Origin of the sequence: Kitasatospora sp. NPDC018058, from assembly GCF_044327205.1 — a bacterium.
In the GTDB taxonomy this organism is placed as follows: Bacteria; Actinomycetota; Actinomycetes; order Streptomycetales; family Streptomycetaceae; genus Kitasatospora.
The window spans coordinates 1-17,874 of record NZ_JBIRFA010000063.1 but is presented as its reverse complement, the minus strand read 5'-3'; the positions used below and the strand labels follow the sequence as shown (position 1 = coordinate 17,874).

Genomic DNA, 17,874 nt, shown 5'->3' with positions numbered 1-17,874 from the left:
ACACGGGCCGCAGTGCAGGCGCCCTTCGCGGTGCGGTCGGCATGCGCGGTAGTCACCCCCGGGCATGCGCGAAGGCGGCGCCGGGTTCCCCTCGATCCCGCGCCGCCGTCGAATCGGCCGCGCCGCCATCGCGCCCCACACGGACACGAGGCCACTGTCAACTCCGGCCAGGACAACGCGACTTCGCCCGGCTCCAGAGCGCTCACGCCGTTCCCGTCAGCTCACGCCGACTCCGTTCGCGACCGCCTCGGCGGCCCCGACCCGCGGCTCCGTCGACCCCTCGCCGGCCTCCTCCGCCGCGCGGGCCGCCGCGACCTCGGCGACCACCCGGGCGCCGCGGTCCGGCCCCATCTGCAGCGAGCCGAGCACGCCGGGCACCGCGACGCTCGGCATCAGGTGCTGGAACAGCCCGGACACCCGCTGCTCCAGGTCGGCGCGCCCGGAGAGCTTCTGCGACTGGATCTGGACACCCGTCCAGGCCGCGGTGACCAGCCACGCGGTGTCGGCCGGGACGATGTGCGGGAGCAGCTCGCCGCGCTCGCCGGCCGTGGTCAGCAGCGCCTCCATCCGGCTTATCCAGCCGGGGATCGCACCGCCGCCGAGGTCGTCGAAGACGTCCTGGCCCAGCGAGAGCCGGGCACCCGCGCTGAGCAGCGGATTACGCGGCATCAAATGCGCGACGACCATCCCGGTGTCCACGAACTCCTGGAGCTTGCAGCTGCGTTCCGGCACGCCGTCCTGGACGAACTGTTCCTCCACGACGCCTTGCGCGAGATCCCGCTTCGAGGCGAAGTGGAAATACACCGCACCCCGCGTCACCCCCGCCCGGGAGACCACCTCCCCGATGGTGGCACCCTCGTAGCCGAACTCGTCGAAGACCGACGCTGCGGCCTCCAGGATCAGCCGACGCGTCCGAAGCGCCCGCTCCTGCCGTACCACCGCAACCACCCCGCCCTGAGCTCCCGCAAAACAAAACCAAACACCCCGTATCTTAGCTACGGGCGATCTACAGGCGACACGACGATGACGGGGAATCGACTCAACCTCCCCCACTTCCCCCACCCACCCCCTCACTTCTCCCCCACGGACCGTCAGATCCCTACGGGGCAAGCGGAAACGGTGCCACCCCGTCGATCGGCGACGACTCCTCCGTTCGCGCCCTATGGCCATGATGAAACTGAACGATCGGTTCCTTTCGATCGACCGCCGGCCGAGAGTCCAACCCGCACCCCTTCCGCGACCAAGAGGTTGAATACGCCGGAGTACCGTTTTTCTCAACCAGTCGGTCGAGGATGAACAGAGGTGTGCGGTGGCCGTCGACCAGCTCTCCCGCGCGTTCGTCGCCCTGGCCGATCCGACCCGGCGCGACATCGTCGCCCGTCTCTCGGCCCGGAACGCCACGGTCGGTGAACTGGCGGAGTCCTACCCGATGTCCATGCAGGCCGTCTCCAAGCACCTCAAGGTGCTGGAGGAGGCCGGACCGGTCAGCCGCAGCCGGGGCGCCCCGCGCCGGCCGTGCCACCTGGAGCCGCAGGTGCTCGACTTGATGACGAGCCGGATCGAGCGCTACCGCCACCAGACCGAGGAGCGTTTCAGCCGCCTGGACGCCGTCCTCGCGGCCATGGACTCCACCGACGTCAACACCGACACCGCCACCGAAACCGACAGCCCCGACACCAAGGCCGACGAACCCCGCCCCACCCGAGCCGAGAAGAACGAAGGAGCCCCGCCATGACCTCCGCCACCGGCCACGAGACCCGGATCGAAGCGGACCCGACGCTGCCCACCATCCGGATCGTCCGCGAGTTCGACGCCTCGCAGGAGCGGGTTTTCCGGGCCTGGATCGAGCCCCACCTGGTCGCCCAGTGGCTCGGCCCCCAGGACCTCGACATGAAGATCGACACCTGGGAGGCCCGCACCGGCGGCCACTACCGCTACTCGATGCACCGCGAGGGCCAGGAGGTCGCCGCCTTCTACGGCTCCTTCCACGAAGTCCGGCCGGCCACCAGGCTCGTTCAGACCTTCACCTTCGAGGGCGTGCCGGACGGCGTCTCGCTGGACACCGCCGTCTTCGAACCCGCGGGTGAGAACCGCACCCGCGTCACCGTGCTGTCGGTGGTCGACAACCTGGTGGCCCGGGACGCCATCCTGGCCAGCGGCATGGAGCGCGGCGTGGTCGAGGGCTACCGGAAGCTGGACGCCCTGCTCGCCGCTTCCTGAACCCGAGCACCCCGGCGGCACGTCACGGCGTCACGGCAGAACGGCCACCGCCTCCACCTCCACCAGCTGGTCGTGGTAGCCCAGCACCGAGACGCCGAGCAGCGTGCTGGGGGCATCGTGCTCCCCCATGTACTCCCGGTACACGTTCCACACCTTGACCAGGTCCGCCTGGTCACCGGAGGCCACGTAGACGGTGGTCCGCGCGATGTCGGCGAGCCCCGCGCCCGTGTCCTCCAGCACGGTTATCAGATTGCGCATCACCTGGTGGGCCTGACCCCCGTAGTCACCGACGGCGACCGTACGCCCCTCCTCGTCCAGCGGGCAGGCCCCGGCGAGCCAGAGCGAGCGGGCCGGGGCGTCGACGACCGCCGCGTAGGCGTAGTCGACGGCCGGGGTCAGGCGCGTGTTGCGGACCAGCTTGACGGCGCTGTGCACGAGGTCCTCCGATGGTCGTGGCCGAACGTTCGCGCTCATCGTTGGCCCCTCACGAACAGGGGTCAAACGGATTTACGGCGAACTCCCAGCCGCGCCAAGGCCAGTGTGCCCACGATTCACCGTTGCGGGTGATGGCGCGCGGGCCCGCCGGACCGCGATCCTGGTGCCCGTCCGCGTGCCCGTCCGAAACGAGCACCGCCGCGCCCGACCGTGCCCGCTCACGCGGCCCCACCCGGACGCCCGCACGGACGTCCACACCAACACCGCAGCAGCCCCGGGGAGTCGACCGATGGAGTCCCAACCGCCCAGCCGCGACCAGGCCTTCGGAGTCGGACGGCGCCGGGTGCTCGGCCTCGCCCTCGGGGCGGGCCTCGCCCCCGCCCTCACCCCGGCTGCCCAAGCGGCCGCCCACGCCACACCCCCGGCCGAGCCCGCCGCCGCCCTCGGCCGACGGGTCGCCGCCGTGGCCGAGGCCCAGATCGGCATCCCGTACGCCTGGGGCGGCGGCGACCGGCTGGGTCCCGGCCTCGGCTTCTGCGACGACGAGAACGGCTACCTCAACGGCAAATGCCTGGGCGAGACCACGGCCGGCTTCGACTGCAGCGGCCTGTCGCTCTACTGCTGGTACCGGGCCAGCCAGGGCACCGTCGAGCTCGGGCACTACACCGTCGCCCAGTTCCACCTCAGCGCCCCGGTCGAGCGCGACGCCCTGGCCCCCGGCGACCTGCTGTTCTTCTCCCGCCCCGACGCGCCGCTGCACCACGTCGGCATCTACGCGGGCGACGGCGCCATGATCCACGCCGAACGCACCGGCACGCTGATCGCCCGGGTCGAGAAGGTACTCGACATCCCGCGCTGGGCGGGCGAGTTCGCCGGCGCCCGCCGCCCCGGACCGCCGAACGCCTGAGCTCACACGGCGCCGCGCCGCTCCTCCATCCCGTGGTGCACCCGAAGCAGCAGCTGCCGCAGCACCTGCCGCTCCCCCGCGTCCAGCGGCGCCAGCACCTCGTCCTGCACCGCCCTCGCCTGCGCCTCCAACTCGGCCAGCAGCGCCCGCCCGGTCGCGGTGACCGACACCGACACCCGCCGCCGGTCCCGCTGGTCCCGGGCGCGTTCGACGTACCCGGCCGCGCCGAGCTGGTCGGCGACCTTCGCCAGGTCGCTCGGGTCGATGCCCAGCCGCTGCACCAGGTCCCGCTGTGCCTGCGGCCCGAAGTCGGCGAGCACGGCCAGCACCGTCAAGTCCCAGAGCCGCAGATCGCGTTCGGCCAGCTGCTCGGCGAGTCGGCCGCGCGCGGACCGACCGATCCGGGCGAGCAGGAAGGTGCTGAGGTCCAGCAGGGTCGGCGGAAGCCCGCTGGACGGGGCGGGGGTCTCGGAGGCCATGGCGACATTCTAGGTCTTTCCCTATAGTGGGTGGAGACCCACTAATTGTGCCGACCGGTTCCGACCCTCAGGAGTTCCAGCCGTGGACGCCCTGTACCCCCGCCTACTCGTCACCCGCTTCGCCGAGTGCTTCGACTTCTACCGTGCGGTCCTCCCCGCGCTCACCGGCGCCACCCTCATCAAGGGCACGTCCGAAGGCCCGTACGCCAACTGGGACGTCGAGGCCCAGGCCGTCCTGGTGCTCTACGACCGCTCCGCGATGGCAACCGCCCTCGGCACCGCCGACCTGCCCGCCCACCCCGCCGCCCCCGCCCAGGACTCCGCGATGCTGGTCTTCCGGGTGGACGACGTGGCCAAGGCGCTCGCCCTCTGCCTCGACCACGGCGGCACCCTCGCCGTCCCGGCCACCGACCGCCCGGAATGGGGCCCGAACCTGCGCAACGCCCACCTGCGCGACCCGGAGGGCCACCTGATCGAGCTACAGTCCTACTGACCGCTCGTTACTGAACCCCCAGGGCCCGTCGAGTCCTGGCCGCCGAACGTGGTGCAGGGCAACGGCCACGACGACCGCCGGATCACCGTCCGCCGACTGCTCCGGCGCACCATCGGCAGCACCGCCGACGGCAGGTGAAGCGCGGTGATCTCCATGTCCGAGGCCCGCGGCGACAGCCCGCAGCACGTCTTCGACCGGAAGAACGCGGCCGGCACCTTGATCGACCATGCGCTGCCCGCAGGAGGCCCCAACACCCCGTGAGCGCCGCCGTCGTCGTGGCACGGGCCCTGACCGCCGGTGGCCGGGCCGCCCCCGACGGTCAGTGGCCGACCCGCTCAGCCGTGGAAGACCTGCAACTCCCGCACCGCGTCGTCGACGTCCGGCCCCAGGCAGCCGGCCGGCCCAGCGTCTCCTCCTCGCCGAGCGTCGACCACGGGTGGACGGTGTCGCCGTTGTTGCAGCCCCTCATCGAGGACACGCTCAGCGCGACGTCGAAGTAGTCGACCAGGTGGTATCGGTGGCGTCGCGGCCGCCGGCGTCCCCGTAGAAGGAGTGGACGACGTCGCCGCCGCGGTCGACGCCCTTGTACTCCTCCGATAGCAGCGTACGGTCGGCCGGCTGCTCCGCCGCACGGCTCCGGCCGTAGGCCAGGGCGAGCACGTCGGTGCGGGAGTCCGCCGAACAGGCCCGGCCGAGCACCGGGGAGGCGCCCTCGGCCTCGGGCAAACGCCCGAGGACGGCAGCGCAGTACCGGCCGTCCGGGCCGCCCGGTACGGGCAGCGGGCGGAGCTCGGCCGGGCCGGCCGGGGCGGCGGCCACCGCCCCGGCGAGCGTGACGCAGGCGGTGAGCAGGGGCGCGACGAACCTGCGCGGACTGCGCATGGGTACCTCCGGAACCGTGGGTACAGCGGTGGCCGCGGACTCGGCCGCCGCGCCCATTCGACGGGCGGCCGAAACCCCCGGCCTCGCCGACACACCGCGCACCGCACTAGTCGTACGTATGCCGCCGGTTCACCGGGCGGGCTCGTCCTCCCACAGTTCGGCGCGACACCCGGCCACCAGCGCGCCGATCCGCGCCCAGGCCTCCTCGGCCGCCATCGGCTCCAGTCGGCGGCCGTCCCGCAGCCGTAGCGCGACCCGGTCGTCCACGGTCTCCTTCGCCCCGATCACCGCCTGGTAGGGCACCAGCCGGGCCTCGCGGATCCGGGCGCCGAGGGTGCCGTGCTCGGGCCCGGCGACCTCGACGCGCAGTCCGAGGTCCAGGCAGCGCTGGCGCAGCCGTTCGGCCTGCGGGACCTCGGCGTCGGAGATCGGCAGCAGCACGACCTGGGCCGGCGCGAGCCAGGCCGGGAACGCCCCGCCGTACAGCTCGATCAGGTGGGCGACCACCCGCTCGACGCTGCCGATGACACTGCGGTGCACCATCACCGGGCGGTGCTTGGCGCCGTCCGGGCCGATGTAGTGCAGGTTGAAGCGCTCGGGCTGGTGGAAGTCGATCTGGACGGTGGAGAGGGTGAACTCGCGCCCGGCGCCATCGGCGATCTGTACGTCGATCTTCGGCCCGTAGAACGCGGCCTCGCCCTCCGCCGCCTCGAACGGCACCCCGGAACGCTCCAGCACATCGGTCAGCAGCGCGATGGCACGCTCCCAAAGCGCGGGGTCCGCCACGTACTTGCCGCCCTCACCGGGCAATGAGAGCCGGTAGCGGACCGGCACGATGCCGAGCGCGCGGTGCGCCTCGCGGATCAACTCCAGTGCGGCGACGGCCTCGTCGGCGGCCTGCTCGGGGGTGCAGAAGACGTGCGCGTCGTTCAGCTGGATCGCCCGGACCCTGGTCAGCCCGCCGAGCACGCCGGACAGCTCGGAGCGGTACATGCCACCCAACTCTGCCATTCGCAGCGGGAGTTCCCGGTAGCTGCGGGAGCGGGAGCGGAAGATCAGCGCGTGGTGCGGACAGAGGCTCGGGCGCAGCACCATCTCCTCCGAGCCGAGTTCCATGGGTGGGAACATGTCCTCGCGGTAGTGGTCCCAGTGGCCGGAGATCTCGTACAGCTCCCGCTTGCCGAGCACCGGCGAGTACACGTGGCGGTAGCCGGCCCGACGCTCGCGGCCGCGGATGAACTCCTCCAGGGTGTGTCGGATCGCGGCGCCGCCGGGCAGCCAGTACGGCAGGCCGGAGCCCATCAGCGGGTCGGTGTCGAACAGGTCGAGCTCGCGGCCGAGCTTGCGGTGGTCGTGCATCGACTGGTCGTGCAGGGGCTGGTTGTTCATGAGGGTGGTCTCCACTCTGGTTCCGTGGGCGAGTGGATCCGGAAACGGCGAAGCCCCGGGGCACTCGCCCCGGGGCTTCGGACTAGGTCAGCAGTCAGCGCGCCGGGACTCTTTCCGGCGTCGTCGTGACGAGTGCAGCGCGCTTCATGTCCTCCACGGTAGCAGGTCTTCGGCGCTCTTGTTGATCTTTTCCCGGCCTCACCTCTGCGGCCGCACGCTCTCCGGCCGCACCGGAACCGGGCTCAGAACAGCACGACGCACCCGCGCGCAGCGAACGCCTCCAGCAGCCGGCCCGAGGGCCGTACCCCGTTCCACCGCAGGTCGAGCTTCTCCAGCGCGGGAAGCGCGTCCGGATCGGCCAGCCAGTCGGGCAGTTCGGCGATCCGGTTTCCACGAAGGTCCACCCGGCGCAGCAGCGGAAGGCCGGCCAGCACGGCCGGGAACTCGGTGAAGGCGTTCTCCCGGAGCTCCAGCTCGCGCAGCTCGGCGAGTCGGGCTACGGCCTCCGGCAGGGAGCTCAACTCATTGCCGCGCAGCCAGAGTTCGCGCAGCGCGCCGAGGCCGCCGATCGACTCCGGCAGATCGGTGAGCCGGTTCAGCTGCGCGCGCAGCTCCACCAGGCTGGCCATCTCGCCTATGGTGGCCGGCAGTTCGGCGAGTCGGTTCTCGCCGACGTTGAGGTAGCGCAGCGCGGTGAGTCGCCCGAGCGCCTCGGGCAGCACGGTCAGGACGTTGTCGTGCAGGTACAGGAAGTCCCGGATCCCGATCAGATCACCCAGCTCATCAGGCACCGCGGTGAGCTGGTTGTGCCCGAGGTCAAGGGTCCGCAGCCGGGTCAACCGGCTGATTCCGGGCGGGAGTTCGGAGATCCCGGTCTCAGCGAGGATGAGCACGGTCAGCTCGGTGCGGTCCCACACGTCCGCCGGCACCTCGCCGAGCGGCTGCTTCCAGAGATTGAGCGTCGCCTCTGTCACGTCTGCCATATCTGCCATATCTGCCATACCTGTCACATCCGGCTCATCTGCCATGCCTGCCATTCTCCGCCGGTCCGCCGGCCCTCCTTCTCCGTCGTGGTCGGCACACACCGCACCACGGCCCGGGCCAACGTCCGGCCGGAGCCACCGGCCGTAGGCCGCCGCACCGAGCGGCGTCAGCCGGCCGAGCGCGGCACGGCCCTCCGCCCTCGTCGCCGGCAGCGCCGCTCGGTGTGAGGACGGGCGCCGGGGGTCAGCGGTGCGTCAGCCGAGCTTCAGCTGCGCATTGCCCGCGCCCTGCCGGTTGCCACAGAAGACCTCCTCCAGGAAGCCGCCCTCCGCCGTGAGCTGCGCGACTTGCTGCGCCTGGCCGCCCCGGGTGGTGACGGACATCGCGACCTGCCGCCCGCCGGAGCTCCACAGCTGCGAGCTGTAGCCGGGCACCCCACCGTCGTGCCCGTAGACCGGTCCGCAGGACAGCTGCAGTCGGGCCAGCCCCAGGCCGTAATCCAGGCGCGTGGGTTGGCCGTTGACCTCCACCGGAATGGTCGTCCTCATCTCCCGCAGCAGCCCGTCCGACAGCAACCGGCCGCCCAGCAGCGCCTTCTCGAAGCGGTTCAGGTCGTCCAGGGTGGATATCAGCTCGCCCGCCGAGTTCGCCCAGGACACACTGGCCACCGTCACGTCCCGGTCGCTGCGGTCCTGCGGGCCGGGGCCCTCGACCAGGGTCAGGTAGCCGTGGGCGTGCGGGCCCCGGATGTCGGTGGCCGTGCCGGGGAAGTACGTTCCGTTCATCCCCAGCGGCCGCAGGATGCGAGCGGTTATCTCCTGGGCGTAGCCGCGCCCCGTCACCCGCTCGATGAGCATGCCGAGCAGGGTGTAGTTGACGTTGGAGTAGGCGAACTTCTCTCCCGGCGGGAAGTTGAGCGCGTGCGCCACCGAGGCGGCCACCACCTGCGCCGGGGTGATCGTGCGGGTCATGCCGCCCCGGTCGAGCCAGTTCCGGACGGCGTCGAGGTCTGTCGAGTCGGGGAACAGCCCGCCCTTCTCATTGGTCGGGTCCCACAGACCCGAGCTGTGGTTGAGCAGCTGACGGACGGTGATGTGCTCTCCGTTCGGGACCGTCCCGGGCAGGTAGCGCTCGATCGGATCGTCCAGGCCGACCCGCCCCTCCCCCACCAACTGGAGCACGGTGGTGGAGGTGAACATCTTGGTGATACTGCCGGCGCGGAAGCGCCCGTCCGTCCGTACGGGTGCGCCGGTGGCCAGGTCGGCGACGCCGGTGCCCGCGCGCCAGACCCCGTTCTCGTCCCTGACCTGGGCGATCGCCGCGACCGCACCGGCCGCGGTCACCGCCTTCAGGGCCTCCACCCGGCGGCTCGCCGATTCCTTGACCACGGCGTTCGGTTCCGCGGCGGCCGCCGAGGCGGCCGGTGCGGCCAACGCCAGACAGACCGTCGACACCAGAACGGAAACCCCACGACGAGCCATTCGTCCCCCTTCGTCCGCAGCGGGCCCCGCCCGCCTCTGACGCCCCAGCTTCGTCGCCGCACTGATACTCCGTCATCCTCCACCGGGAGGAATCAGTCGTACGCCCATCAAAGTAGGGCGTACGCCGACCGGGGGAGGCCGCCCGAGTAGGCCGGCCCCCGGCCCCTACCGCCCCGAGGCCGGACGGACCGGGTGCTTGCTCATGATCGACACCCGGTTGAAGGAGTTGATGGCGATCGCGACCCAGATCACCGCCGAGATCTCCTCCTCGGTCAGCGTCTCGCGCGCGACCCCGTACGCGGCCTCCTGCAGGGCCGCGTCCGCCGGGGTCGTGGTCGCCTCGGCCAGCGCCAGCGCGGCGCGCTCCCGGGCGCTGAACACCTCGGTGTCCCGCCAGGCCGGGAGCACGCCCAGCCGCTGGGAGGTCTCACCCTCACGCAGCGCTGCCCGGGTGTGCACGTGCAGGCAGTAGGCACAGCCGTTGATCTGCGACACCCGCAGGTTGACCAGCTCCACCAGCCGCCGGTCCAGCCCGGCCTCCGCCGCGACTTCCCGCGCCGCCTCGGCGGCCGCGAGCTGGGCCCGATAGGCCTTGGGGCTCTGCTTGTCGATGAAGACCCGCTGCTCCGCCGGGACCACCGTCACGTCACTCACCTGAACTCCTCCACCGACTCGCTGTTGCCCGCCACTCTGCCATGAGATAATAGTTGAATCCAGAACTATCTCGCAGCTTTTTCCACCATGGGAGGGACCACCACCGTGAGCACCGCCGAGACCGAGCCGCGCCCCGCCGCACAGCCGCAGGGACCGCAGGTGGAGGTCCTGTCCGCCCGCGACGTCCCGCTCGGCGGCCCCCGCGCGATGACCGTACGCCGCACCCTGCCGCACCGTGCTCGGCGGTTGATCGGAGCCTGGTGCTTCGTCGACCACTACGGCCCCGACGACGTCGCCCGCACCGGCGGAATGGACGTCGCCCCGCACCCCCACACCGGCCTGCAGACGGTGAGCTGGCTGTTCACCGGCGAGATCGAGCACCGCGACAGCCTCGGCGTCCACGCCTTCGTCCGCCCGGGCGAGCTGAACCTGATGACCTCCGGCCACGGCATCTGCCACTCCGAGGTCTCCACCCCCGCCACCACCGTCCTGCACGGCGTCCAACTCTGGGTCGCCCTGCCCGACGAACACCGCCACACCGCCCGCGACTTCCACCACCACATCCCCCAGCCGGTCCCCCTGGACGGCGGCGAGGCCCGCGTCTTCCTCGGCACCCTGGCCGGCGACACCTCCCCCATCCCGACTTCCACCCCCCTCCTCGGGGCCGAACTCACCCTCCGCCCACACGCCACCGTCAGCCTCGCCGTCGACCCCGCCTTCGAACACGGCCTCCTCGTCGACCGCGGCCAAGTCCGCCTCGCCGAAACCCTGTTGAACTCCGCCGACCTCGGCTACCTCGCCCCCGGTCCCACCACCCTGACCCTCACCAACACCACCGACACGGAGGCCCGCCTCATCCTCCTCGGCGGCACACCCTTCGAGGAGCAGATCATCATGTGGTGGAACTTCATCGGCCGATCCGGTGAGGAGATCGTACAGGCGCGGAACGACTGGGAGTCGAGCTCGCGATTCGGCGAGGTGCACGGCTACGACGGCGCCCGGTTGCGGGCCCCAGAGCTCCCGTCGATCCCCCTGAAGCCTCGCGGGCGGGCGCGCTGACCTGCGAAGGCGCCGTTCGTGGGACTATGCCTGGTGCTTGCTGGCCGGTGCGCTCCGGGTGCCCCTCAGGCCCTGGCATGAGGGGCACCCCAGCGCCGTGCGGGCCGCTCTGGAGGTTCGAAATGAGGGCCTGCCGAATCTCATGTTTGGCCACGTGTGACAGCGCCTAATCGGATCGATGCTGACCTTTTGCTGACTTATCTGACGGTAAGTCAGTCAATTGGTCTTGACCAATGTCCCCAGTGCTGCGTCTCGCCGCCAGCTGTCTTCCCGAGCCTCAACGCCCGCTGGGACCTACGCCGACAGACGGCTGTCACCGGATTGCGGGAGCCTGGGCAGCGCTCGGTGCGCGGCGCTGGGCTGCGTCCACCGCCTGGGAGGCTTGGTCTCGTAGCGGCGCGTACGTGATCAAGGCAACGGCGCCGGTCTACGGCCGTGGAAGCTGTATGCGGACGGCGGCCAGGCCGCCGTCCGCATGTGGTTAATGGCTTCACCGCCGAGCGCTGCTGAAAGTCAGCTGCCGAGGACCAGTGAGGTCGTAGCTGTCCTCGCCCAGCTGTGCCGGGTCGTCGCGCTCAATGTCCAGCCGCAGCCACCGCACCCCTTCGATGCGGCCGTGCTCGGCCCGGGCCCGCTCCACCGCGCTGGCGGCGCCCGACCTCCCCGCCCCCGGCTCGGGGACGGTCATCCTGTTGGCCGGACTCGCCACCGGCCCGTCCTCGCTGGCAGCACCAGGCCGTCCGCCTGCTCGCCGACTGCGGTTCCCACGGGACGGTGCTCGACCCGCTCGTCCTCGATGATCCGTACGCCGCGTGGCGCACCAACTGGCTGGACCGAGCGGAAACCTACGCCGACCTGATCCTGGCGTGGCTTCCACTCGGGCAGGACGTCGACACGAAGGAGATCGTCCCGAGGTTGTACACCTCGTCGGGGTTGGATCCTGTCGACCGCCGATACCAGGCTGCTCTGGTCCATCAGGTCGCTGTCGACGAAGCGCAGCTCCGGGATCAACCGGCTGACCCGGTCCTTCCGCGGATTCGCCTGTCCCCTGGCGAGGCCCCACACCTGGTACCCCATGGAGATCAGGTGCTCGGCCAGGTAAGACCCGTCCTGGCCGAGCACCCCGGTGATCAGTGCACGCTTGGACATCCGTTCCCCTTCAGCCACTGCTCGCGGACCGCTCTCGGCACAGCCAGCGAACCATCGACGCGGCTAAGGAATGTGCGAGACTTCCCGCCCGCTCGGCCGGCGGGGCCGGACGAGGCCTCCGGGCCCCGTCACCCGTCCTCGGGTCGGAGCACGGCGGTCACCGCCCGTACGCACCCGAGCAGCGAGTCCGCCGAGTCCCACCCGCCGGAGCGCCAGAGCAGCAGGTCCGTGCCGTCCACGCGCCAGCTGAACAGCTCCGGCGCGGCCGACAGTTCACGCACGCCCTGGGCCGAGAGCACCCGCCGGGCCTGGTCCGGATCGGCCGCGTAGCTCCGGTATCGGCGGTCGAACTCCGTCTCCCCACTGCTGATCCGGCCCTCGGGCACCGGCTCTACGACGAGGACGGAGTGGAAGACGCGTTCGTGCCGCACCTCGATCCCGTCGACCGAGGACGGCAGAGACACCACCGCGATCCCGTAGACGTGGGTCGCGCCGTTGTACCGGCAGCTGTACCCCGCCACGGTGAGCGGCAGGCCGTCGACCACGCCGCCCACCTGGTCGGCGAGCCGCTGCGCGGCGCCGTAGTGGAAGGGCGGACCGGCCACCGGAAGCCGGGAGACGGTGAACTCCGGCCTCGGCACGAAGCTGTGACTTTTCATCAGATCATTCGCGAGCACCCCCGCCCGGCGTCGCCCGCGGAGCGCGTCGAGGCGCGGCGCGGTGAGCACCAGGGAGACCAGGGCGAGGAAGAACACGAGCGGAACGACGACGTCCATGGCGCGCTCCAGTGATCGGGACCACGTCGACAGCGCCACCCGACCGCACGGAGGCGCGCGCGACCTTCACGCCGACCAGACTTCCCGGCACACCGCTACCGACTGTACGCGACCGGACACCGAGCACAAGAGGCCCCCGCCCCCACCCAGCCCGAGCTCACCCAACGGGAACGGCGGCTGCCGCTGCCGGAGGCTTCGTGGGTGACCGCGTGCACGGCGAGGAGGCCCCCTCCTTCGGTCCGGGCGGCGATCCGGGCGGCCCGGCGGATCAGCGTCTCGCCTCGGGCCAGCCGGTGAGCGCCACCACCACCCGCTCCCCGGTCTCCCGGACCCCGTTGATGCCGTGCTCCGCACGACGGATCGTTCGTCTCCCCGACCACCGACCGGGGGAACGAACTGCGGCGTCGCGCTCGCGCGAGGATGTCAGCTGCGGTCGACGACCTGGGCGACGGTGAACCGGTCCAGGCTGTCGGGGCTCAACCGGTGGCCCTCCACGATCAGGTACCGCTCACCCGCGTGCCGGTGACAGGGAACCGTCAGGGTCGGCCGCCGCGCCGCCAAGCTTCCGTCAACGACCAGCCCCGGTCTCCTCCTACCCTCCTCGCTGGGAACATGCTCCTCAACGCCGCCTTGCCGTCTACCGAGTGGTTCAGCCCCGAGCGCCCTGGGGCCACTGTTCTCCCCGCCCACGTCCAGCGCAGTTCCCATGGGGGCTGGAGGGCTGACGACCCCTCGGACGTCCGCGCGCTCGCCGCGAGCGGCTTCGCCTGGGGTGCCTTCCTCGGCCCGTACCTCGCCGCGGTCGCCTGCGGCTACCTGGTCGGACGCGAGCACATCGACCTCGCTGTCGCCACCGACCCGGCCTTCCGCCGCCTCGATCCGGCGCTCGCCTGCGTCCAGGCCGCCACCGCCGCCGCGCACACACGGCCTCGTCCCGACGTGGTCGGCGCCGGAGAGCAACCACGCGAGCCGGGCCCTGGCCGCGGCCGCCGGCTTCCAGCCCCTCCGGTGCGAGGTGGTGTACTGGGCCGGCCCCGCCCTCACCCGGTGAGCGGGCCGGTCGTCACCGGGAACCGCGCACGTCAGAGGTCCGTCAGGAACCCGCGGCCGGGCGTCATGATGTCGTCAGCGGCCGTCCGCCCTGCCCGCGTGGCGCGTTCACTGAACGCAGTGAACCATCCTCTGACGGAGGCGAGCGGCCATGACCGGAACTACCCGTGTGATCGTCGGGCTGAGTGGCTCGTTGAGCAGTCTCGCCGCGTTGAGACGTGCCGTGGACGAGGCGGCCCGGCGCGGGGCCACGCTGGTGCCGGTCGTCGCGTGGGTTCCTTCCGACGGCACCGACCGCGACCACCTGCGCCCGCTGTCCGAGCTGGAGCACGCCGCCCGCAAGCGCGTCGACACCGCCTTCGAGCAGGCATTCGGCGGCTACCCGGCCGACCTGGTCATCCACCCACTGGTAGTCAGGGGCCACGCCGGAGCGGCCCTGGTCCGCGCCGTCACCGCGCCGACCGATCTGCTCGTCGTCGGCACCGGGAGGCACGGCCGCCTCGACCACCTGCTGCACGGCTCCATCCTGCACTACTGCCACACCTACGCGACCTGCCCGATCATCGCCGTCTCCCCGGACGAGCTGCTCCAGCAGTTGGACGTCGCCGCCCGCAGCGGAGAGCCGCTCCCCCTCGTCACGGGCGGCCGGTACGCCCCGACCGCCGGTCTGCGCTGACGATCGGCCGACTGCGCGCGGCAGACCGACGCCGCAGGCCCGGATCGGCCAGGGCCCGCGGCGGCTCCTCGGCGACCGGCGCCGGCTCCCGCAGCGCACCCAGGTTGCCAGCCCGGGAAATTGTTCCCGCCGCCAACGACCACTTTCCGACGCACCGCGCCGGCCCCGGACCCGTACGAACACCGATGCCCTTGGCCACTACCGCCAAGGGCATCCGCATGCGCCGCCCCAGAACCCGTTCACACAACCGGCCGTTCGGGGAGCGGCGACGCACGCCTCCCGACGATCGCACGGCGGGATCGGTATCGTCCGCCAGGATGCCCCTGGTCTGCGGCCCAGCAGCCCCCGCACGGAGGAGGTCCACCATGGCCGAGAGCGGCTCCCCGGCGCGGCAGCCGGACGTTCCTCGTCAAGGCGTGCACGACTCCGTGCGTCTGGCGGTGGTGATCGCCGCGCTCGGGGTGGTCTTCGGTGACATCGGGACCAGCCCCATCTACACCCGGGCACGCTCTCGATGCTCCACCCCACCCGGACCGAGGGGCCGTTGCAGCTCGACCAGGCGTCCTACTTCCTGTCCAAGATCGAGCTGCGGCGCGGGAAGGCCCCGACCATGGCCCCTGGCGCAAGCGGCTGTTCATCGCCACCTCATACATCACGGCGGACGCCGCCGAGCACTTCGGTCTTCCTCGTGACCGCACGGTCATCATGGGCGCGCGCATCGAGGTGTAGGCGCGTCTTCTGCCGTCCGTCGGGAGAGCGCACCGCGGTCCGGTGCGGTTCAGCGCATGAACCCGAAGTCCATGTGCTGAACCGTGCGCGCCTCCTGGACCGTGCCCGGCCCATTCCGCACCCGCCTACGCCCTCCAGGACCGACGGCGCGACCGCCGGGCAACCCGACCGGCTCCTCCTGGATTCCCTCGAATGACCGCCGTTGCGAGGCCGTCAGCCGTCTCCCGGACAGCGGGCCGGTGTCAGTCGACGATCTCCTGGTAGACCGTGGTCCAGAAGTCCTGGGCGAGCCGCGCCGCGTGCGGGACGGACATCCCGACCTGGGTGAGCAGAATGCCGACGAACCGGTTCTCCGGGTCAGCGTAGGTCGTGGTGCCGCTTCCGCCGTCCCAGCCGAACCACCGCGAGCGCGGCGAGGATCTTGAACAGGCCTACGACCACCCGCCACAGCGCCCGCAGCAGACGTCCCTCGCGCCAGCGCGCCGCCCGCCGGGGGGCTACCAGCTCGACGGCCTGCGCGACGCCGACTGGCCCGGCCAGCACGGTGGGCAGACCGGCCGAGATTCGGAAGCCGGTGTAGGCGACACCGACCCGATAGCAGTCGTCCTCGGACTCGACGTACTGCACGGGCAACCGGGCGCCGACCCGCAGACTGCCGTCATACGGGACCGGGCATGCCATGACGGTGCCCGAGTCGGAGATGCAGGAAAGGTGTTGACGGGCCTCCATCCAGTACGGCGTACCGCGATCACCTGACGTCGGCCCGTTGACGGAAGCCTGTCGGCGGTGCGCCGCCTCCTGACGAATCCTTGGCGAGGACACGAAGTACGCCTGTCCGCAACTGCGCACGGCACAGCCGCGATTGACACCTCCAGCAGGACCGGATGCGGTTGCGTCGTCAAGGACTCGTCGGCAGCACGTCATCACCGGCCTTGCCGCCGGGATGCCGAAACGATCGGGCCATACGTTGTGGAGCGGGGTGCCAGGCGACGGTGAGCGCAGGCCAGAGCGGCCAGCGCGGCGGCGTCCCCGCCGAGGCCAGGACGTATAGGGCGCTCAGCAACCCGCCGAGGGCGCTCGTGTCGGCGATCAGCAGAATTCCCACTGGAACCATGGTGTTGGGCAGGCGGCCGACCCGCCGGGTTCACCGATGTCGAGTCGGAAGGCAGCCGGGTCGGCGCCGCGGGCGATGAGCCAAGCAGCAGCGAGGTCGAACGTCGGTCGGCCTTCGCTGGTGATGGTAAAGGTGCGCTCGTCCGGGTTGAGTTGGATGTACGCGCACAGGACCCGGTTCATACCGGGATAGTCCCAATCGCTCCGTTGTCCGCGAAGAGCAGATACTCGTGGAGTTCGTCGGGGCTCGTGGTCCGGGCGAGGAAGTAGTACTTCCCGTTGGCGTAGCAGTAGTTGGCCTTCAGGAACTCCTACTGGTAGTACGCGCTGTCCTCGTCGGCAGACGCCCAGCCCTTTCCGGCGTCCGGATCAACCGCTTTGGCGTCTCTGACCTTCTCCGACAGCAGTCGGCTGTACTCACGAGCCTGCTCCGCCTCGGCGACAATGCGCATGCGGTCAGCGGGGACCTCGGTATCCAGCCGGTTGAGGTAGACGTACAGCCGGTGTCCTACCGGTGCTCAAGGGCGAGCGACAATTCGACCAGCGTATTCATCGGCCTGTCCGCGCACAGCACCGCGTCCGCCAGGTCGAAGCGCGTCGGCATGCGTGTACAGGCAGCCGTAGAACTCAACCCGAAAGCGGGGCGACATACCCAACGATTCGCCTGCGGGCCGGGCGAGGGGAGACTCATACGCAGCGACCGTTCTCTCATACTTCGTGACTCGACATCTCATGGCGTGGAGAACGACCGCCTCCGCTGACTCGGGAAGAAGCGTAGTTGTCGACAGTCGAGACCTCAAGGTCTCAGCTTTGTTGCTCAACTGCACTGGAGTCAAGGAATGTTGGTACGTTTTGCGGGCAGCTGTTGCGGCGAATGGCCAAGCCCCCGGTGACAAACCGTCAGAGTAAAGTTCGTACGTGGATGCCCGTTTTCGCCCATGGCGCTCATTAGAGGACCATCCCTTCTGCAGCCCTCTTCGGTAGGGTTGTGACCTCTCGGTCCCGGTGGGTGCATGGCCAGTCGCGCGAGCCGTTCGTCGGCCACGATGAGTTACGCCAGCCCCGCCGGGCCGAGGCCGTCTGATCGGCTTCAGGGACACGCCCCGCAGAGGGCCGATTAATGAGCTCCCGGCAGACGACCTCACGACCGGGCAGGTGCTCCGCCTTCGGCATGGGAGTACGACCTTCGTGTTCATCGGATGGGACTGGGCGACCGAGAGCCACGACGTCAGCGTCATGGACAACTCCGGTACGCGAGTGGACCGCTGGGAGTTGGCACACACCGAGCAGGGCATCGAGGCGACCATCAGGCGCCTGCGCCGCCACGGGAGTCCGGCCGACCTGCCGGTGGCGATCGAGACCACCCGCGGCGTGGTGGTGGACCGGCTGCTGGCGGCC

Annotated in this window: 22 protein-coding genes and 1 pseudogene; 8 read left to right on the top strand and 15 right to left on the bottom strand. The window is 70.9% G+C overall.

What is annotated here, in order from left to right:
- Window positions 1-216: 216 nt before the first annotated feature.
- Window positions 217-948 carry a ScbR family autoregulator-binding transcription factor gene (locus tag ACH4E7_RS41600; protein WP_396254420.1) on the bottom strand — a complete coding sequence of 244 codons (732 nt, stop codon included), beginning with the start codon at window positions 946-948 and terminating at the stop codon, window positions 217-219.
- Window positions 949-1,309: 361 nt separating this feature from the next.
- On the opposite strand from ACH4E7_RS41600, the gene ACH4E7_RS41595 reads away from it, so the two are divergent.
- Both ACH4E7_RS41595 and ACH4E7_RS41590 read left to right on the top strand, forming a co-directional pair.
- Window positions 1,310-1,735, top strand: coding sequence for an ArsR/SmtB family transcription factor (locus tag ACH4E7_RS41595; protein WP_396254419.1), 426 nt, complete (start codon window positions 1,310-1,312; stop codon window positions 1,733-1,735).
- Window positions 1,732-2,220 carry an SRPBCC family protein gene (locus tag ACH4E7_RS41590; RefSeq protein WP_396254418.1) on the top strand — a complete coding sequence of 163 codons (489 nt, stop codon included), beginning with the start codon at window positions 1,732-1,734 and terminating at the stop codon, window positions 2,218-2,220. The genes ACH4E7_RS41595 and ACH4E7_RS41590 overlap by 4 nt, the downstream gene beginning before the upstream one ends.
- A gap of 30 nt (window positions 2,221-2,250) precedes the next feature.
- On the opposite strand, the gene ACH4E7_RS41585 is transcribed toward ACH4E7_RS41590, so the two are convergent.
- A complete protein-coding gene (locus ACH4E7_RS41585) occupies window positions 2,251-2,694 on the bottom strand; it encodes a RidA family protein (RefSeq protein ID WP_396254417.1) in 444 nt (147 codons plus the stop codon).
- Window positions 2,695-2,944: 250 nt separating this feature from the next.
- On the opposite strand from ACH4E7_RS41585, the gene ACH4E7_RS41580 reads away from it, so the two are divergent.
- Complete coding sequence (locus ACH4E7_RS41580) at window positions 2,945-3,562, top strand: C40 family peptidase (protein ID WP_396254416.1); 618 nt, start codon at window positions 2,945-2,947, stop codon at window positions 3,560-3,562.
- A gap of 2 nt (window positions 3,563-3,564) precedes the next feature.
- On the opposite strand, the gene ACH4E7_RS41575 is transcribed toward ACH4E7_RS41580, so the two are convergent.
- Complete coding sequence (locus tag ACH4E7_RS41575) at window positions 3,565-4,041, bottom strand: MarR family winged helix-turn-helix transcriptional regulator (RefSeq protein ID WP_396254415.1); 477 nt, start codon at window positions 4,039-4,041, stop codon at window positions 3,565-3,567.
- Window positions 4,042-4,123: 82 nt separating this feature from the next.
- On the opposite strand from ACH4E7_RS41575, the gene ACH4E7_RS41570 reads away from it, so the two are divergent.
- Window positions 4,124-4,534 carry a VOC family protein gene (locus ACH4E7_RS41570; protein ID WP_396254414.1) on the top strand — a complete coding sequence of 137 codons (411 nt, stop codon included), beginning with the start codon at window positions 4,124-4,126 and terminating at the stop codon, window positions 4,532-4,534.
- Between the two features lie 257 nt (window positions 4,535-4,791).
- Window positions 4,792-5,034 (top strand): hypothetical protein, encoded by a 243-nt coding sequence (locus ACH4E7_RS41565; RefSeq protein ID WP_396254413.1) that lies wholly within the window; start codon window positions 4,792-4,794, stop codon window positions 5,032-5,034.
- Here the strand turns inward: ACH4E7_RS41565 and ACH4E7_RS41560 are convergent.
- The 5 genes from ACH4E7_RS41560 to ACH4E7_RS41540 all read right to left on the bottom strand — a co-directional run bounded on the left by ACH4E7_RS41560 (window position 5,015) and on the right by ACH4E7_RS41540 (window position 9,924).
- Complete coding sequence (locus tag ACH4E7_RS41560; RefSeq protein ID WP_396254412.1) at window positions 5,015-5,416, bottom strand: hypothetical protein; 402 nt, start codon at window positions 5,414-5,416, stop codon at window positions 5,015-5,017. The genes ACH4E7_RS41565 and ACH4E7_RS41560 overlap by 20 nt on opposite strands.
- A gap of 129 nt (window positions 5,417-5,545) precedes the next feature.
- A complete protein-coding gene (thrS, locus tag ACH4E7_RS41555; RefSeq protein WP_396254433.1) occupies window positions 5,546-6,775 on the bottom strand; it encodes a threonine--tRNA ligase in 1,230 nt (409 codons plus the stop codon).
- A gap of 272 nt (window positions 6,776-7,047) precedes the next feature.
- A complete protein-coding gene (locus ACH4E7_RS41550) occupies window positions 7,048-7,788 on the bottom strand; it encodes a leucine-rich repeat domain-containing protein (RefSeq protein ID WP_396254411.1) in 741 nt (246 codons plus the stop codon).
- Window positions 7,789-8,043: 255 nt separating this feature from the next.
- A complete protein-coding gene (locus ACH4E7_RS41545; RefSeq protein ID WP_396254410.1) occupies window positions 8,044-9,270 on the bottom strand; it encodes a serine hydrolase domain-containing protein in 1,227 nt (408 codons plus the stop codon).
- A gap of 165 nt (window positions 9,271-9,435) precedes the next feature.
- A complete protein-coding gene (locus ACH4E7_RS41540; RefSeq protein ID WP_396254409.1) occupies window positions 9,436-9,924 on the bottom strand; it encodes a carboxymuconolactone decarboxylase family protein in 489 nt (162 codons plus the stop codon).
- A 105-nt stretch (window positions 9,925-10,029) separates the two neighbouring features.
- Here ACH4E7_RS41540 and ACH4E7_RS41535 point away from each other — a divergent pair, with 105 nt between their 5' ends.
- On the top strand, window positions 10,030-10,983 hold the full coding sequence (locus ACH4E7_RS41535; protein ID WP_396254408.1) for a pirin family protein: 954 nt from the start codon (window positions 10,030-10,032) through the stop codon (window positions 10,981-10,983).
- Between the two features lie 490 nt (window positions 10,984-11,473).
- Here the strand turns inward: ACH4E7_RS41535 and ACH4E7_RS41530 are convergent, their stop codons facing one another.
- The 4 genes and pseudogenes from ACH4E7_RS41530 to ACH4E7_RS41515 all read right to left on the bottom strand — a co-directional run bounded on the left by ACH4E7_RS41530 (window position 11,474) and on the right by ACH4E7_RS41515 (window position 13,868).
- On the bottom strand, window positions 11,474-11,692 hold the full coding sequence (locus tag ACH4E7_RS41530; protein WP_396254407.1) for a hypothetical protein: 219 nt from the start codon (window positions 11,690-11,692) through the stop codon (window positions 11,474-11,476).
- Between the two features lie 175 nt (window positions 11,693-11,867).
- Window positions 11,868-12,132, bottom strand: a pseudogene (locus ACH4E7_RS41525) (GDP-mannose 4,6-dehydratase); the annotation flags it as partial.
- A 128-nt stretch (window positions 12,133-12,260) separates the two neighbouring features.
- Window positions 12,261-12,908 carry a hypothetical protein gene (locus ACH4E7_RS41520; protein WP_396254406.1) on the bottom strand — a complete coding sequence of 216 codons (648 nt, stop codon included), beginning with the start codon at window positions 12,906-12,908 and terminating at the stop codon, window positions 12,261-12,263.
- 423 nt (window positions 12,909-13,331) lie between these two features.
- On the bottom strand, window positions 13,332-13,868 hold the full coding sequence (locus ACH4E7_RS41515; protein WP_396254405.1) for a hypothetical protein: 537 nt from the start codon (window positions 13,866-13,868) through the stop codon (window positions 13,332-13,334).
- Between the two features lie 241 nt (window positions 13,869-14,109).
- On the opposite strand from ACH4E7_RS41515, the gene ACH4E7_RS41510 reads away from it, so the two are divergent.
- Window positions 14,110-14,634 carry a universal stress protein gene (locus tag ACH4E7_RS41510; RefSeq protein ID WP_396254404.1) on the top strand — a complete coding sequence of 175 codons (525 nt, stop codon included), beginning with the start codon at window positions 14,110-14,112 and terminating at the stop codon, window positions 14,632-14,634.
- Between the two features lie 1,086 nt (window positions 14,635-15,720).
- Here the strand turns inward: ACH4E7_RS41510 and ACH4E7_RS41505 are convergent.
- The 3 genes from ACH4E7_RS41505 to ACH4E7_RS41495 form a co-directional block, all read right to left on the bottom strand.
- On the bottom strand, window positions 15,721-16,092 hold the full coding sequence (locus ACH4E7_RS41505; RefSeq protein ID WP_396254403.1) for a hypothetical protein: 372 nt from the start codon (window positions 16,090-16,092) through the stop codon (window positions 15,721-15,723).
- Between the two features lie 360 nt (window positions 16,093-16,452).
- Window positions 16,453-16,659 (bottom strand): hypothetical protein, encoded by a 207-nt coding sequence (locus tag ACH4E7_RS41500; protein ID WP_396254402.1) that lies wholly within the window; start codon window positions 16,657-16,659, stop codon window positions 16,453-16,455.
- Window positions 16,660-16,787: 128 nt separating this feature from the next.
- Complete coding sequence (locus ACH4E7_RS41495; RefSeq protein ID WP_396254401.1) at window positions 16,788-16,928, bottom strand: hypothetical protein; 141 nt, start codon at window positions 16,926-16,928, stop codon at window positions 16,788-16,790.
- 736 nt (window positions 16,929-17,664) lie between these two features.
- On the opposite strand from ACH4E7_RS41495, the gene ACH4E7_RS41490 reads away from it, so the two are divergent.
- On the top strand, window positions 17,665-17,874 hold a 210-nt coding region (locus tag ACH4E7_RS41490), incomplete at its 3' end, for a transposase (RefSeq protein ID WP_396254400.1).